The sequence below is a fragment of the Bacillus vallismortis genome (assembly GCF_004116955.1).
In the GTDB taxonomy this organism is placed as follows: domain Bacteria; phylum Bacillota; class Bacilli; order Bacillales; family Bacillaceae; genus Bacillus; species Bacillus vallismortis.
On the sequence record NZ_CP026362.1, the window covers coordinates 1,628,408 to 1,643,318 of the forward strand.

Annotated in this window: 21 protein-coding genes and 2 pseudogenes; 6 read left to right on the forward strand and 17 right to left on the reverse strand. The window is 33.5% G+C overall.

What is annotated here, in order from left to right:
- Positions 1–14: 14 nt before the first annotated feature.
- The 16 genes and pseudogenes from BV11031_RS08910 to yonT all read right to left on the reverse strand — a co-directional run.
- Positions 15–410 (reverse strand): annotated as a pseudogene (locus BV11031_RS08910) (UPF0715 family protein); the annotation flags it as partial.
- Positions 411–459: 49 nt separating this feature from the next.
- Positions 460–813, reverse strand: a complete 354-nt coding sequence (locus BV11031_RS08915) for a hypothetical protein (protein WP_026014427.1) — start codon at positions 811–813, stop codon at positions 460–462.
- 108 nt (positions 814–921) lie between these two features.
- Positions 922–1,563, reverse strand: a complete 642-nt coding sequence (locus BV11031_RS08920; protein ID WP_129550738.1) for a DUF3885 domain-containing protein — start codon at positions 1,561–1,563, stop codon at positions 922–924.
- A gap of 255 nt (positions 1,564–1,818) precedes the next feature.
- Entirely contained in the window at positions 1,819–2,043 is a 225-nt protein-coding gene (locus tag BV11031_RS08925; RefSeq protein WP_010328085.1) for a hypothetical protein, read from the reverse strand.
- Between the two features lie 70 nt (positions 2,044–2,113).
- Positions 2,114–2,362 (reverse strand): helix-turn-helix domain-containing protein, encoded by a 249-nt coding sequence (locus BV11031_RS08930; protein ID WP_010328086.1) that lies wholly within the window; start codon positions 2,360–2,362, stop codon positions 2,114–2,116.
- A 94-nt stretch (positions 2,363–2,456) separates the two neighbouring features.
- Positions 2,457–2,900: a hypothetical protein gene (locus tag BV11031_RS08935; protein ID WP_010328087.1), complete on the reverse strand. Its 444-nt coding sequence runs from the start codon at positions 2,898–2,900 to the stop codon at positions 2,457–2,459.
- Between the two features lie 71 nt (positions 2,901–2,971).
- Positions 2,972–3,427 carry a UPF0715 family protein gene (locus BV11031_RS08940; protein ID WP_129550739.1) on the reverse strand — a complete coding sequence of 152 codons (456 nt, stop codon included), beginning with the start codon at positions 3,425–3,427 and terminating at the stop codon, positions 2,972–2,974.
- 176 nt (positions 3,428–3,603) lie between these two features.
- Positions 3,604–4,026, reverse strand: coding sequence for a hypothetical protein (locus tag BV11031_RS08950; protein ID WP_010328090.1), 423 nt, complete (start codon positions 4,024–4,026; stop codon positions 3,604–3,606).
- A gap of 132 nt (positions 4,027–4,158) precedes the next feature.
- Complete coding sequence (locus BV11031_RS08955; RefSeq protein ID WP_241739744.1) at positions 4,159–4,443, reverse strand: hypothetical protein; 285 nt, start codon at positions 4,441–4,443, stop codon at positions 4,159–4,161.
- Positions 4,444–4,480: 37 nt separating this feature from the next.
- Positions 4,481–4,777 (reverse strand): hypothetical protein, encoded by a 297-nt coding sequence (locus BV11031_RS08960; protein ID WP_010328092.1) that lies wholly within the window; start codon positions 4,775–4,777, stop codon positions 4,481–4,483.
- A 110-nt stretch (positions 4,778–4,887) separates the two neighbouring features.
- Positions 4,888–5,130 carry a hypothetical protein gene (locus tag BV11031_RS08965; protein WP_010328093.1) on the reverse strand — a complete coding sequence of 81 codons (243 nt, stop codon included), beginning with the start codon at positions 5,128–5,130 and terminating at the stop codon, positions 4,888–4,890.
- Between the two features lie 37 nt (positions 5,131–5,167).
- Entirely contained in the window at positions 5,168–5,404 is a 237-nt protein-coding gene (locus BV11031_RS08970) for a hypothetical protein (protein ID WP_164998435.1), read from the reverse strand.
- Between the two features lie 341 nt (positions 5,405–5,745).
- Positions 5,746–6,963 (reverse strand): hypothetical protein, encoded by a 1,218-nt coding sequence (locus tag BV11031_RS08975; protein WP_129550740.1) that lies wholly within the window; start codon positions 6,961–6,963, stop codon positions 5,746–5,748.
- Between the two features lie 110 nt (positions 6,964–7,073).
- Complete coding sequence (locus tag BV11031_RS08980; RefSeq protein WP_010328095.1) at positions 7,074–7,235, reverse strand: hypothetical protein; 162 nt, start codon at positions 7,233–7,235, stop codon at positions 7,074–7,076.
- A 44-nt stretch (positions 7,236–7,279) separates the two neighbouring features.
- Complete coding sequence (locus BV11031_RS08985; protein ID WP_082246281.1) at positions 7,280–7,531, reverse strand: hypothetical protein; 252 nt, start codon at positions 7,529–7,531, stop codon at positions 7,280–7,282.
- Positions 7,532–7,549: 18 nt separating this feature from the next.
- Entirely contained in the window at positions 7,550–7,726 is a 177-nt protein-coding gene (yonT, locus tag BV11031_RS08990; protein ID WP_010328096.1) for a type I TA system toxin YonT, read from the reverse strand.
- Positions 7,727–8,679: 953 nt separating this feature from the next.
- Here yonT and BV11031_RS08995 point away from each other — a divergent pair.
- The 4 genes and pseudogenes from BV11031_RS08995 to BV11031_RS22930 all read left to right on the forward strand — a co-directional run.
- Complete coding sequence (locus tag BV11031_RS08995; protein WP_010328097.1) at positions 8,680–8,874, forward strand: hypothetical protein; 195 nt, start codon at positions 8,680–8,682, stop codon at positions 8,872–8,874.
- Between the two features lie 39 nt (positions 8,875–8,913).
- On the forward strand, positions 8,914–11,442 hold the full coding sequence (locus tag BV11031_RS09000; protein ID WP_010328098.1) for a hypothetical protein: 2,529 nt from the start codon (positions 8,914–8,916) through the stop codon (positions 11,440–11,442).
- A gap of 250 nt (positions 11,443–11,692) precedes the next feature.
- Positions 11,693–11,968: an HU family DNA-binding protein gene (locus BV11031_RS09005; RefSeq protein WP_010328099.1), complete on the forward strand. Its 276-nt coding sequence runs from the start codon at positions 11,693–11,695 to the stop codon at positions 11,966–11,968.
- Positions 11,969–12,344: 376 nt separating this feature from the next.
- Positions 12,345–12,431: pseudogene (locus tag BV11031_RS22930) on the forward strand (hypothetical protein); the annotation flags it as partial.
- Between the two features lie 446 nt (positions 12,432–12,877).
- On the opposite strand, the gene BV11031_RS22660 reads toward BV11031_RS22930, so the two are convergent.
- A complete protein-coding gene (locus BV11031_RS22660) occupies positions 12,878–13,054 on the reverse strand; it encodes a hypothetical protein (RefSeq protein WP_164834081.1) in 177 nt (58 codons plus the stop codon).
- 267 nt (positions 13,055–13,321) lie between these two features.
- Between BV11031_RS22660 and BV11031_RS09010 the strand changes: the two genes are divergently transcribed.
- Together BV11031_RS09010 and BV11031_RS09015 are read left to right on the forward strand one after the other, a co-directional pair.
- Positions 13,322–13,513: a YonK family protein gene (locus BV11031_RS09010; protein ID WP_010328101.1), complete on the forward strand. Its 192-nt coding sequence runs from the start codon at positions 13,322–13,324 to the stop codon at positions 13,511–13,513.
- A 12-nt stretch (positions 13,514–13,525) separates the two neighbouring features.
- Positions 13,526–14,743, forward strand: coding sequence for a hypothetical protein (locus BV11031_RS09015; protein ID WP_010328102.1), 1,218 nt, complete (start codon positions 13,526–13,528; stop codon positions 14,741–14,743).
- The last annotated feature ends 168 nt before the right edge of the window (positions 14,744–14,911 follow it).

Sequence of the window (14,911 nt, forward strand, 5' to 3'; positions counted from 1 at the left end):
GATTCTTTATGCTCTCAATTCCGTAAGAATATAGAATCCCAGAACCAATAAATTAAAGCTGCAACAATGCTCATAATGTAATAATTTAAGCTTTTTAGCACAGCAAGAGCACTTGTTGGATTAGTCACAACAAAGAACGTTAACGCAGCTACAAAAGCTATTACGATGTAAATAATAAGATTAAGAAAATTAAACTTTCTGACCCTTCTTCTTAGCAACACTTGCAAAGGGACGGCAAACACCAAGTAAGTGATTAAAGCGTAAAATGCAATGATGGCAATTGTGACTAATGCTATTGCCATAAAACCAGAGTAAACAAACAGATACAGACCAAAGATTAGACCAAATGACAAACTTGAAAACGCTAGAGTATAAACATAACTGTTTAACGCTTTTTGATTGAGGCTTAAATCAGCACCTCCGCTTGTTTCACATTTCCCTTTAAAATCGTAGTTTTATTTAGTCTTGAGAAAGTTTGTCAAAATCTCTTTCTTTCATTTCAGGTAAAGTTAGATTAATCCCTAACATATTTATTAATTCTTGTACATATCTTTTAATTGCAAGCATATCAAATGGAAAATCGAAATCAAATTCCTCTTTAACGCTTAGAATATCCATTGAATACGAACAATTATGCTTCATACCCAAAAGATCATCATTAAAGCTTAGTACATCTTTATATGATTGATCAGATAACTCAAAGTGAGTAACTAAATAAACACTAATATGGTTACCACCTTGAGAATCAAAATCCTCTAATCTTTCCTCAAGTACTAATAAAAATGCAGATCTCTCATCATCACTTAAGACCAATTGAAAAAATTCTAAGTTTCTTAGTTTCAATAACCGTTTAAATCTTGTGTGTTGTGCCCTCATAATCTAATTCTGCCTTTCCTGGTATAAATCGTTTTAGAAAGAGTATTACATGTATTTATATTCTTCTACCCAGTTGTGATATTTTTCATAAAGTGGACGTATTCGTTTGAAATCAAGAGCTATGACTTCACATCCTCGGTCATCATAGATAAAGAAAATAATGTCTTTTGTAATGTTCACAAAGAAAACATCAGGGTAATCAATTGAGTAACCCCCGAATCTCGGTTTCAATGGAAAATCTTCATTACTGGCTGCTTTAAGTAGTTCAGTTACATGTAAGTCTCGAGGTTTGCATAACAAGGAAAATTGTTGCATCTCGTATTCTTCAGCTTCATCTATCTCAAAGGGGTAGGAATATGTCTTTACTTGAATTTGATTTAAATAATTTTTACACTTTAGAAACGGTTGATACACCTTCAATTTTTTTATAAATTTGTCGTTGGTTTTGTGCTTATACATATTCGTCACAAGGAATATGTCATCGTTTTGTTCAAATAATTCATTGAAAATGGTTGAGATTTGCTCATATACAAACCGAAATCTCTTAAGATTCAATTCTTCATTCTCTTTGAGTTGGTAAATATTTTCCCCAAGACACAAATGGATTCCTATGCTCCATTGATTATAGATGCTAGGAATTAATTCGAGTCTTGGAAACCTTTCCTCCATATACCCCATTAAATTCATTCACACATTCTCACTTTCGGTTAATCGAATAGCAATTTTTTGAATCACTCGCTTTTTGCCTTCCTATAACAATTAAAAATTATGGAATAACAGGAGTGTTTCATTTAAATGTCAACATACTCTTTTTTGATAAAAGAATGATTTTATAGTGATTTTATTTTTGTACTCTAATTGCTTCATTCACATAATTGTTTTTTGAAATGATACGTCTCTGCTCTCCATCTTCCTGTTTTCATTGGTTTGCCTTGATTAGTTTTAACCGCCTTTATTTAGATTGGAAAACACTTCTGTAGAAGTCAATTTAATTTCATCAGCAAATGTAATCAACTTCTCTAAATCGTCTTTATCAAAGAACTCGGGGTCAGTATTCTTAAGAGTTTCATTTGCATTATTTAGCATTAAAAGTAATTGTTCAATTTCTTCAAATGGATTCAATTTATTTGGTTCAACTGGTGAAAAATCAGAGTTTGTTGGTTCCATATTTATCTCCTTATCAAGTTAAAAGTACGATTTTATGTAGACCTAAAAAACTTGTAATTCTTTCCTAACCTTATAACTTTAGTATACCATTTTTTCCCGAGTGATCGATATGGTTATGATCTTTTTGGAATAGTAACAATTCATGTAGCTCAATGTTTAGGTATGTACAGACTTTATCTAACAGCTCTCTTGGATACCGTTCCATTTCATCTCTGTATAGCTTCCTGACAGTCGGATACTCATGATCAATATCTCTGGATAGTTGCCTAATACTAATCCTTCTTTCGTCTAATATGAGCCTTAAATTTGATTTAATCAATCGTTCTCACCTCTGATTACTTTTGATCACTTAAAATGATCATTAAACTTATAATATTGGCCAAGGTTATCGTTCTCCTTGACCCTGTGGAACATTAAAAAGGATAGTCGTCCGGCTCTTCATGGTCAAATCCATAAGTGCCTTTTATTTTCACATCTCCGCATCCTGGATTTTTTGTAATCTCTAGAGAGTGATTTTTATATGGATCTCCCTCTACTCTGTCTGTTGCAGTAAAATCAAAGTGGTTTCCTGTGAATTCTTTTACACTCCTTGGGAAAACCCATCCACCCAGAGTTATTCTGTTGATTGTCATTGTTAGAGTACAACCTTCAGCATCAAAAACCGTAAACTTGTACCACAACCAAGTGGGATAGTAGTTCTCGTTATCATAATCAGCCATCGAAAACCCAGTAGATTCCTCTGTCATAGTAAAACTCACTTTCTTGTATTCAGTTGTAATCTTAGCAGTAGCACTGTTAACATAAAAACCTGAGATTAAGCCAAAGCAAATCAAAGTCAAAACGAATAACCTTTTCATTCCCTCTCCTCCCCTCACCTAATTATAGCATAATTTGGTAATTCGGAAAGGTAGTGATAACTGAGATTACTTTACGCTATTTTTGCCTTGTTTTGCATAAAAACTGAGTCCCAGACCCAAAAGATAAAAGCAAATGAAATGCTAAACAAGTAAATTTCGTATGACAATAGAATCCCTAAGGTGTTAATTGGATCAGTGATTAAAGCGAAGAATAACCATACTAAGAAGGAAAAGAATAAGTATATGAATAAATATTTCAGGCTAAACCTTTTTGGCTTACGATTTAAAAAATATTGAACAGGCGTTGCAAAGATTAAATAAAATATATAGAGAATGGCACTTATTAGAATGTATGGATAGTAACCATTATAATCGATGCAAAAAACATAAACAGCAGCAGCAGATAACGCAGACAAGACATGAACAAACATGATCCTAAAAACTTGCATGTTTTTTATAACCCCTTTCATGTTAAAAGCTTCTTCATCATTGTCTAGACGCCTCCTTAAAATCACTTTAAAATCCATGTTTTATTTGATCTCAGCTTCAATTTGCAAAAATCTCCTAATGGTTCAACACATATTACTTCGTACATACAGTCGTCATAAGTATTAAGAAGGACAGTTGTATCTTCTTTTATTTGACCTCTCTCTAACATGCTTTGTAATGAATTTATTAGCTGCTTTACGTTCATAGACATTAATTAATCTCCCCTTTCTACTGAATTTCTCTGTATATTTCTTAGCCTCTGAGACAATGCCTGTTGATACTTCTTCCCTTCATTAGTTGCTGAACAATCAATTAGGTTAAGCGTGTGGCCTCCTTTTTCAACAGTAGTCAATAATTGATCACCTACATCACGATTAACCCATTTTTTATGCCTTCTTTCTCCTAGGTATGAAAAACCAAAATTGTTTTGTGTATGTAAATTGACTATGCAACTGGATGAAAGACTTGCAATTGCAATTTTAGCAGCAAGGATTATTGATCTATTTTGTGTCCGCTCTAAACAACTAAAATATGTTTCTTTCACAATTCCTTTGTATCTAAATATCACGATAGCTAAACCAGTTTTTTCAGGCGCAGTTTGTAGCACTCTGATGAAAATATCAATTTCCTTAGACATAATATCCACCTTTTCTAGATTTTATATTATATCTAATTATCACATATTAAGACCAAAGCTCAATCAATATATTATTGTCGCTTTTGTGTATGGAGTCAGCATGTAACCAACTTTTCAACCTTCTTTACAAATTCAACAAACTGATTTTGGTCTTGAAGAATACCAAGCTTTCATATTCACCGGTAAAAAGCCATTGAGGGTTTCCCCATTTGTCTGTATCTCCATGATAAAACTTGATCCTTTTGTGTTTATCTCTTCATCTTCCTGAATTTCATAATGATACTCAATCAATTTCTTCAAAGAGTGGCTGTCCTTTATTTCTTTTGTATAAAAAGTTAATCCTTGATCCTCATATTGCTTTAGTTTAAAGCCTTTATCCAGTAAAAATTTAAGGTTGTTTTCATTTAACACTGTCATCACTTAGAACCCCTCTCATTAAAGCTGCAGTAAGTATTTAAATGTTCTCTTCGATTAAATTTTCTTTCAAAAGTTCTAATAGCTTATCAACATATTCTTTTTGATCTTCATTGAAGTAAGTGCTAAACAAATCATTCTTTTCAAAGTCATCGAGTTTATCTTTAAGGCTTGAAATCTCATATAGTGTTTCAACTGGCTTCCCTTCAAAAACAAACTCAACACTTTCATCACCGTACAAAGTAATCGTTTCAAGCGCTTCTTTGATGTCTCCATTCCAGTTTTTCAAATAAAACAATTCCATTGACACGTCATACGATAGACCAATCGTGTACATGTTTAACACTCCTTATTCCCTTAGAATTAATGATTATTGTTTCTTAAAAGACTTATTTGGGTTTAAACTGCTGTTTTATTTTGAATTCAAGTACCTCGTCGATACAAAATTCACATATCACTTACCTTTTCCTTGCTTTTTGTTGATTTTTCTTGTATACGTTTCACGGTTATTTCAATAATATCTCCCGGCTCTGTATTCATTCCTAGATCAAAATCTACCCCTGTCAAAAAGTCTGCCGCTTCAATCTCACTTCCTTTTTGAACAACAAGATACCAGCTGCCGGATTCTTCATCATATTTAACTTTACCTTTTAAATTTAGAATAGTGTTTAATTGCTCATTCTTAGACATCTCATATACCCCTTAAAATTGTTGTTTTATTCATAACTTACAGTCGATTTTTAACATCATTTTTATAATTTGTTGCGTAGAAATATCCATCAGTACATTCAACTTTTACAATTGGTGTAAATTCATCTTTGTTATTTTCGTTTACTTCCTTATATTCATAGCCCTCAATAACCTCATTATCTAAAATGTATTCATATGTTCCTACGCAGTTAAATGTTGTTCCAATAATTTTCATTGCTTCATAAGTGTTTTTATTTGTTTTAATAAATTCCATTTTCATCATTTCCCTTCTGTTTAAAATATGCATTTTATAATGTTTATATTTTTTGTATTTGTTAATTGTATTATAACCTGATTACCCTTAATGATCAACCATTTATTATACATATTTTTTGTTTTTATATTATCTCTATAATAAATCGCTCATGAGGGGGTTTGGGGGTGGTGTGAGCAAAAATTGTTCAGGTGAGGAACGAACCGTTTTGAACAATTAGCAGCACCCCCATTCTCTTATTTTATTATTTAATTTATTTTTGTCTCTCTTAAAGACTTAGACGGGAAAACCCTTGGTATTATTGAGCTTTTTTTAGAGTTTAAGAGGTTTATTCTCTTTAGCTACCCATTTAACCATTCAATAAGTAGCTCCCTCATCCTTAATGAGGGTATGTATAATGTTATTTCTTCACCATCTCTTATTGCAGATCTCCAAATCCATTGTACTAATTCGGATAATGCAAATGCATCTTGATCAATTGTTATTTGATATTTCTCTTTAAAATAATTATATAGAACAGTGTTAACGTATCTGTTTATTGTATACACCAAGTGTTTTTTGTGCTTAAAATCATTGGTAGCTCTTGCATTACATGACACAAACCCTTTTGTATACCCATTCCCCTTTACTTTGTTTTTGTGTTCTGAATAAGTCGTCCACATAGCTTCATCACTTGATGATTTAACAATGTTGTTAAAGTAATTGAATACATTGTTCTTTACCTTCTTGATCGTATATGGTGATTTATTTTTATACCAATTAGATGATAAAGAATAATCCAATTGGCCAACTGTATTCAAGTTACCTTCATATATTTTTATTTTATTTCTTAATTGAGCCTTTAGAATACTCTCAAATTCAGTATTATGTTTTGTAAACCTATATTGCCCATCTATAAATTCAGAAACGTATCTTTGATACTTGATATTGTTTATATCATAATAATATCTTTGTATTTGAGCATCAAACATGTAAGTGAGTATGTAAACCTCTTTAAACAACTTGAATATATCTGCAGGAAAATTCCAAATCAATATATTGTCTTTAAAGTACATCAGATTATTGTTTAAAGCCATATCACGAATATCATCATAACGTGTTTCATAGTCCTTTTTTTCTTCGTTCCATTTCACAAATCCGTCTTCAACATATATTAACTTTGATTCAAATAGTGTAGTAAGATCATGCTTCTTAACGCGTAACTGTTCAACTACTTCCATAACTTCATCTAATATCAATGTATAGTTACCTGAAAGGATCAGCTCCTTTGTTTCGTCATTAGCATTTTTGAATAGATTATGTGTGGCAACAATATTTTTGTTCTGAGATAAAAGTTCATGAAATGACTCAAACTTATATTGTGTTTTGTCACCTTTCTTCTTTACTTTAGGTTCATAAATTTGTTTACTGCTTATGCTCTTCTTAATACGATCCACTTCATCCAAGTATGGTGTAATGAAAATAAAGTTTTCGTCTGTCCCTGAATTATTCATCATGTCAATTGCTGCAGTTGTTTTACCGGATCCCATAATAGAATCAATCACTTTAACCTTTTCCATACAATCCCCTTATATTTTAAATTTGTATCTAAAAATAAGGAACGATAATTGCTTTACCGCTCCTTAATTTGTAGTTCATATTAAATTATCCTTTTATGTTCGCTGAATGATTAATAAGAATCATCTTGTTTTACTTTGCTTATCTCTTCTCTGTACTCTAATAGCTCTGAATCAATTCTGTCAGTTGTGTCTTTGATGGAGTCAATATCTTTCTTGAGCATTTCTAATTCCTTAGCAAGCTGCCGAATAGCATCCGGGAATTTTTTCTCCACTCATCTCACCTCAATGATTTTATCATACCATGAGGCCTATATGATTAGTGTGACTTGTTTCTTAGTTTAAAGAATACAAAATAGATGATCCATAACAGTATGACAATGATGCATGTGACTACAAATATTGTATTAATAAGTGTTTGTGCTTCGCTGCTGAAGTAATCCTTAATGAGTTGAAACATTAAGAATAAGCCAATGAATGTGATATGAGTAAACCATAATGAAAATCGTTTCATGTTTGCAATGTGCTTGATCATGTTATAATATGAGTAGGAACTAAAGGAGAAGTTCATTCCCCTTTAGCTTGGTACTCATCTGCGTATACGTTTGCGTTGTCTCTTCCTACGGAGTCGCTTACGTGTACGCTTTTTCTTTTTGCTTGTCCCATTCATTAAGTTTCTTACCTTCTCAACTATTGTGAGGCAGTTGATAGTAAGAACTGTTAATGAGATAAGGAAAGCAACTAAGATACCCACCTTCTCAAGCACTATGTACACCTCCTTTCCTATGACTTTATTATAACACATTTCGTTATCTTTATATACATATTTTTTATATTTGTGTTAAGTTATTTATGTGTTAATGGATGGTGTTGAGATACTTTGTTTGCTGTCTGAGTGAACAAGAATGCAATTGGATTGGGAATTGATTAAGGATGCTTAGAGGTTGTTATATTGATTCTGAGATCGTGTGAGTGTGATGAGTGGTTAGTGTAGGATATATGATTGGGTAAGGTATGGTTATGTATAGTGATGAGGTTAGGTTAAATATGTCTTCGATTCCCTCGGATCCGTTATAAATACGATTATTTTTAATGAATGGTTATTCATTTTCAAATTACTAATCATTTTATTTTTTTAAAAATTTATTCTTGTGTTTGCCTTGGAATTATGTTAGCACTGTTGCAGACCTGCCCAAGTCATTAAATGCACGTATAATGTACCTTATACACGTATTACAATACCAATATATGGGGGTATATTTACATCTAATGGTAAAATCAAGGGAACAGATGTACCCATAGCACTTCCATTTCCACACCCTATACAAATTTTCATTTTCTTAATTCCACCTCAAAATCGCCCTATTTCACATCGTAATTGCTTTCGTAAAAGCCTTTTATATCAACGTTTTCCCCTTTTCAAATTACCTCGTTTTCATCAATATTTAGATAAAGCATCCACTTCCCCCTACTCTCACTTATGTTTTACGATCGTTTTATCCCTAATCACCATTCGATGCATCAAATCCCCTTACGTTTACTGGATTTTTGAACTCTATTATATTATTTACGATAGGCATGTTTTTAGATTACGATAATCACTCTATATGGCTTAGAATTCATCTCAATAACCTGGAGCTGTTAACATACTAGCGAAAAAACAATAGACAAATACAAATAATATGTATATAATCATCTCATAGGTGAGGAGGTGAGATAATGCAAAAGGATTCAAAGAAAGTAACGTACATGTTTAGTAATTTAATTGGATTTTTAGAGACTACTATTATTGAAGGAACTGCTTCACAAGAAGAAAACACTCTTTATGAGGGCTATAAACTTTTTGGAACAATCGATAAAAAGAGCTATACATACAAAAATCTTGTACATAAGTATCTAAACAGCGATTATTAAATCAAAAAATATGCATAAAAGAAATAAGGGGAGAATTTATTGAAAGGAAAAAAAGACGGTCTAAATAAGCAAGTACATATTTACAGTATTGATACTTCTGCTTTTTATAATGATCAAGAAAACAAATTACATAACAAGATTTTAAAATCATATAGGTACAGAGATCATCTCAAAAAACTTGAACATGTTGATAAAAAACATAAGAAGTACATAACGCAAAGGATTATTTCCTTAAAAGAAAAGCTTTATAAAGCCTTTAACGATCATATTCAAATAAGAACACTTAGAACAGATTCTCTGAAAGATAATAATGTGATTTCATTATTTGATTCAGTCTTAACTCGAACGCTGGGAATCAAAGAAAACTCTCTCTCTGAAGAGATCATGGTTGTCCAAACTTATCACTTTCAAATTTTAAGGGACATTATTGATAAAGGATTCATACATAACAATGAGAAATACGTTTATTTCACTAGCAGTGCAGGTCAAATACGAACCAAAAAGTCTTGTTTTATCAAGCAAAGCACCTTAGATGAGTATCAAAATGCTTTAACTTGTGGCCTTAGTGTGGAGCAAATCAATGCTCAAGGTGGGAGTAGCATAAACAAATGGAATAGCTACATGGCCTTATCGAATAGCGCCAGCAGTCCATGGGAAATTGATATTGATAAAACAATTGTCGTAAATGACTTAGAAACAAACGTTTCCAGCCTGGTTGATTATATTGATCGTGATACATATGAAATCAATCGTAAAGTTATGGATATTCCTATAGAACATACAGATGGTTGCGGAATGATGCTTCCCAGTTTGAGCCAGAAAAGCTTTATGGTCAGATTACCTTGGGTTAAGGGTCTACTTGTTCCATTTGACTTTAGAAAGTTTGCTGAAAAACACAGTTCATTTATAGTTAAGGACGTCTACGGTAAAGATTGGGACATTATTAAAGATGATATCCAAATAATTTTTACGAAAAGCCAGTTTAAGATGTGGAAGTACTATGATTCATGGGATGACTATCGCTCTAAATTTAAAAAGCATGGATGTCTAGGCGCTAAGTTAAATGAAGAAGATCCATCTGTTGAGGGAAAACTGACTTACCAAATGCTACAAACACTCACTGATATCACAGATGAGGAATTGAAACAAATCAGCTCAAAGACTGTTAGTGAGATTACTCAATTAGGCACTGATAAAGAAACCATGATGAAAGTTTTGGGGGCTACCGAGAAAAATAAACATAAAACAAGCCTTCAAGAAGCTCTACTATCATATCCAGAGCTGCTAAATGATGATCACACCAAAGAAATCATTAAGAATAAGAAGAAGAGTATGATTAAGGACGCCAAATCAGGAAAATTACTTGTCAGTGATGCTGGGTATACATATTTATGTCCAGATCTATATGCTTTTTGTGAAAGACTGTTTCTTGGAATTGAGAATCCAAAAGGACTTCTCACCGGCAGCAATGTCTATTGTTCTTTATATGATGAAGGGCATATTGATATCCTTCGCTCCCCTCACCTATACAGAGAACATGGCGTTAGATGGAACAAAAAAGATGAGGAATATGAAAAGTGGTTTATTACCCGAGGTGTTTATACCAGCATTCATGATCCGATATCGAAACTGCTGCAGTTTGATAATGACGGGGATAAGGCTTTAATTATTTCTGATGAGCTAATCGTCAATATTGCCAAGCGTAATATGGAGAACATCGTTCCTTTGTATTATGAAATGTCTGTAGCCCAGAAACAAGAGATTAATAGCAGAAACATCTATGAAGCACTAACTCTTGCTTATGGAATCAATATCGGGGAGTACAGTAACAACATCACTAAGATATGGAACAGTGACAATATAAACATGGACGTGATCAAATGGTTATGCATGGAGAATAACTTTACTATCGATTTTGCAAAAACCTTATTCATGCCCACCCGCCCTGATCTTGTTGATGAGAAAATCAAAGATTACATAAAAAATAAAGTGCCCCACTTCTTCATCAATGCAAAGGATAAAGAAGAACATAGCGTAGAGTTGATTAATGAAAGTACAGTAAATAAGTTAGACTCAATTATCCCTTCCGACCGAATTAATTTCGCAACTGTTGCAGGAAAGTTCGATTATCGTTTCCTGCTTAAGAACAAGGAGATTAAATTGGACGAGGCAATTATTAGTGAATACAAACGATTAGACCAGCACAAGAAATGGCTTATGAATGATGAAGACATTAAGCCTGGGCAAAAACATTATGTCTATAAGATCATTAAAGACAGATTGTTGAAAATCCATAATGATGAGCAATATGTTACTGATGTTTTAGTTAAGTATCTATACAAGAAAAAGAGTAAGTTTAAGACAACTTTGTGGGAGTGTTTTGGAGAAAAGATTTTGCTTAACTTAGAATACAATTTTAAAAAGTTTAATCAGTGCGGAGGATGCGGAAAGTTATTTAAAGCTGTAACAAATAGACACAAAAAGTGTCAAAATTGCTCTAAAATTGAGAGAAGGAATTATCAAAAAAATTTGATGCGTAAAAAAAGAAAAGAAGTTGTTAGCATTTAGAAAGCGCCTTGAGCCTTACTCCCCCAAGGGGTACAGCGATTTTACCGGAAAAAGTTTAACAAAAAAAGTGCCTTGAACCCTTGATATAACTGGGCTGAAAGCCCCTTTTGAGATAATCGCCATAAGGGAGAAAGAAAGCTAATTTCCACATAAAAGGGTGAGTAAGTCTCCCACTTTTCAAAATGTACAAACATTACCGTAATTATACTTTACCACAAAAATAAACAAAATCACTAGGAGGAATTAAAACATGAACAAAACAGAATTTGTTGGAGCAGTTGCAGAAAAATTAGGTGTTACTAATAAAGAAGCTAATCCTAAAGTAGAAGCAGTATTTAATGTCATCGTTGAAACACTAGCAAAAGGTGAATCAATCAAGATTCCAGGAGTTGGAACATTTGAAGTTCGTGAACGTGCAGCTCGTAAAGGGAGAAATCCCCAGACAGGCGAGGAAATTGATATTCCAGCTACAAAAGCACCTGCATTTAAGGCTGCTAAGGCTCTCAAGGACGCAGTGAAAGCTTAACAATCTATAGTGAAGGATTAGATTAGTATCCCTCCCCTCTCTTCACCTATAAATGCGGTGGCGGAATAGGTAGACGCAGACAAGCCGGAGGGCCGTAAACTTATGTGAGGTGCAAATCCTCTCCCGCATTCATCTCCAGGTTAATTAATTAGAGTTCTTTTATTATTGATGGCATGGGGGTGTACTGATATGTGGGATATCAGTTCTCTGCTAATATTCATTAGTTTGTGGACTTGGAGTGTCAGGGTTTCGGATAAATGGCTATTATCGGGCTAAAAATGCCGGTAAGACTTAACGCATTAGTATAAATTGCGACTGATTCCCATCAGGGTCTTATTATGGGTGGCATATAACCTGATTATTAATTGCGGTGTAATGCTTCGGCTTACACTTAGGTAAGGCAGATGCGTCTTCCTTCCCTTTAAATAATGCCCTTGTAAGCTTTGAAGCTAATTATGCGGTCACATAAAAACTTTTTCCGGTTAGCGAGTCTTCTATACTCGTAAAATAAGGGGAATAGTGTTTGAGCGATTGATCACCGCTCCTATTTCACAGAAAAGGATTATTTTCGGTCTTGCCTTTTCAATTTTCTAAGCAATACATTCGCTATGTCTCCTTAAATGTTCTGAATGGAGATTTACCTTTCCCATGCACATACCTCCTTACACGGGTCAGAGAAAACTGTGCAAAATAAATGGCGAGCGTTTGAGACGCTTTGTTTCTCAATAAGGCGTGTAACCTAACAAGAGAGACTGAAAATGCCATTGAGAAGGATTATAATGGGTCTTTCCTTCCGTATAATTGTTTTCAAATTTCCCTGTCAATCCGAAGGCTTGCGTTCCTACGTGAGCTACTGACGTAGGTGAGATGGGTAAGAAAATAACTAGAACAATAGTATTTAAAAGTCATTTACTCTTTTTTTGTAGCTTTTACTTTATCATAACCAAACATATAGCCAAAAGCTATCAATGCTGCCCCACCAAAACGAAGATATTGATGATATTCAAAATCTTTAAAAACAGTAACCGCTCCAACTATCAACAAAACACCTATTATAATACAGGTATTCAAAACTTTGTCTATCAAAAAAACACCCCTTTTTCAAATTCATCTACACTTCATTATACACATGGATTATTTTACCACACAGAGCACTTCTTGATAACTGGAATAGGTCTGTAATACATATGTACGCAAGTTATCAATAATCTCCTTCGGGCGTTTCCCCAACGCCTATCCGACTTATCTTTCATCTCCTTTATATCCCCTTCTCGGACGTTACCGATGCTTCGGATCATCGGGCTTCCGAAGGAGCTTATTGTACGTAAATAGAAAACTACTGGAGGAAATTAAATGGCAAGCAAAAAAGTACATCAAATTAATGTTAAAGGCTTTTTCGATATGGACGTAATGGAAGTTACTGAACAAACTAAAGAAGCTGAATACACATATGACTTCAAAGAAATTCTCTCAGAGTTTAATGGAAAGAATGTTTCAATTACTGTAAAAGAAGAAAATGAACTTCCTGTTAAAGACGTTGAGTAAGGAGATGACTGAATGATCGATCCTATTCAAACTAAGCGTCACTCAGATGAAAACCTTAAAGAATGGAAAATAAGAATCTGCTCTAATAAAGACATTTATAATCTAAACTGGGAAGAAATCAAAGAGTTAATAAACAAAGAAACCGGCGAATCTAAAGGTGAATCAGCTTATAGAAAATGGTTCAACAACTTCATTGAGGGGGTTGAATACCAAAGAGAAAAGTCAGATGAATCAAATAATTCTCTCCTTGAATTGGAACTGAAAAAGGTTGAAATCATGGAAGAGAGAAAAAAGCTTCAAGCTGTAAAGCATGAAATACATAAAAACACACGTGTCAAAGGCCGAACAGAGCTGCTATATGAAAATGTAACTGAAGCAATTGAGAAAGTAGGCACTCTCCCTCCCCCTTCCTTCTATCCATTAAATAAGAGCGAAAGAAAAAGAGCTGCTGTTCTAGGGTTTGGAGACGAACACTTCGGAAAGCAATTTAAAAGCAACAACAATGAATACAACGAACAGATTTATTTGCAGCGTATGAATCAGATCCTTTCTGAAACTGTTGAGTACATTCAAAAAGAAAATTTAGATGAGTTGGTCGTGTTAAATGGTGCTGATAGTGTTGAAGGTATGGCATTGCGCGTATCGCAATTAACTGCCCTTCAGTACGGGTTTATTGACCAAGTGATAAAATACTCTAGGTACAAAGCTGAATGGCTTTTAGAACTTTCTAAGCACGTCAAAATTAAGTACATACATATCCCTTCTGCAAATCATACTGAACTAAGATTACATAATACAAATCGCTCGGAAATGCCTAAAGAAGATGTAGAACGTATTATCGTTACTTATATTCATGACGTACTCAAAGACAATGAGCGAATTGAAGTTCCTTTATACGACGAAGGAATTGTGGATTTTAAATTACTTGAATTTGAAATTGTTGCTTGTCACGGACACCAGATTAAAAACAAAAAGAATGCTATTCGTGACATTTCACAGATGAAACGAAAATTTTACGATTACATGTACATCTCCCACTTCCACCACGGAAACATGCTCACTGTAGGTGAAGCAGCCACTCATAATATCCAAGTTATACAACTCCCTTCTATAATGGGATCCGATGAATACAGTGACAGGTTAATGACAGGTGCCAAAGCTGGAGCAAACCTATCAATTTATGAGTCCGGTAAAGGTCGTACTATTCAGTATGATTACATATTGAATTAATTTAATAAGGAGTAAAACTAAATGAAGACAAAAAGTTTTATTAACGAATTAAGTGGTCATTGGGTTAATTTCACAGATAAATTTAAAACGGAGCTTTCCATAATTATTGCTGGTTAATTCCTACAACTGAGCCTAATCGAAGTGTTAGGACATTATTTTTTCAACTAA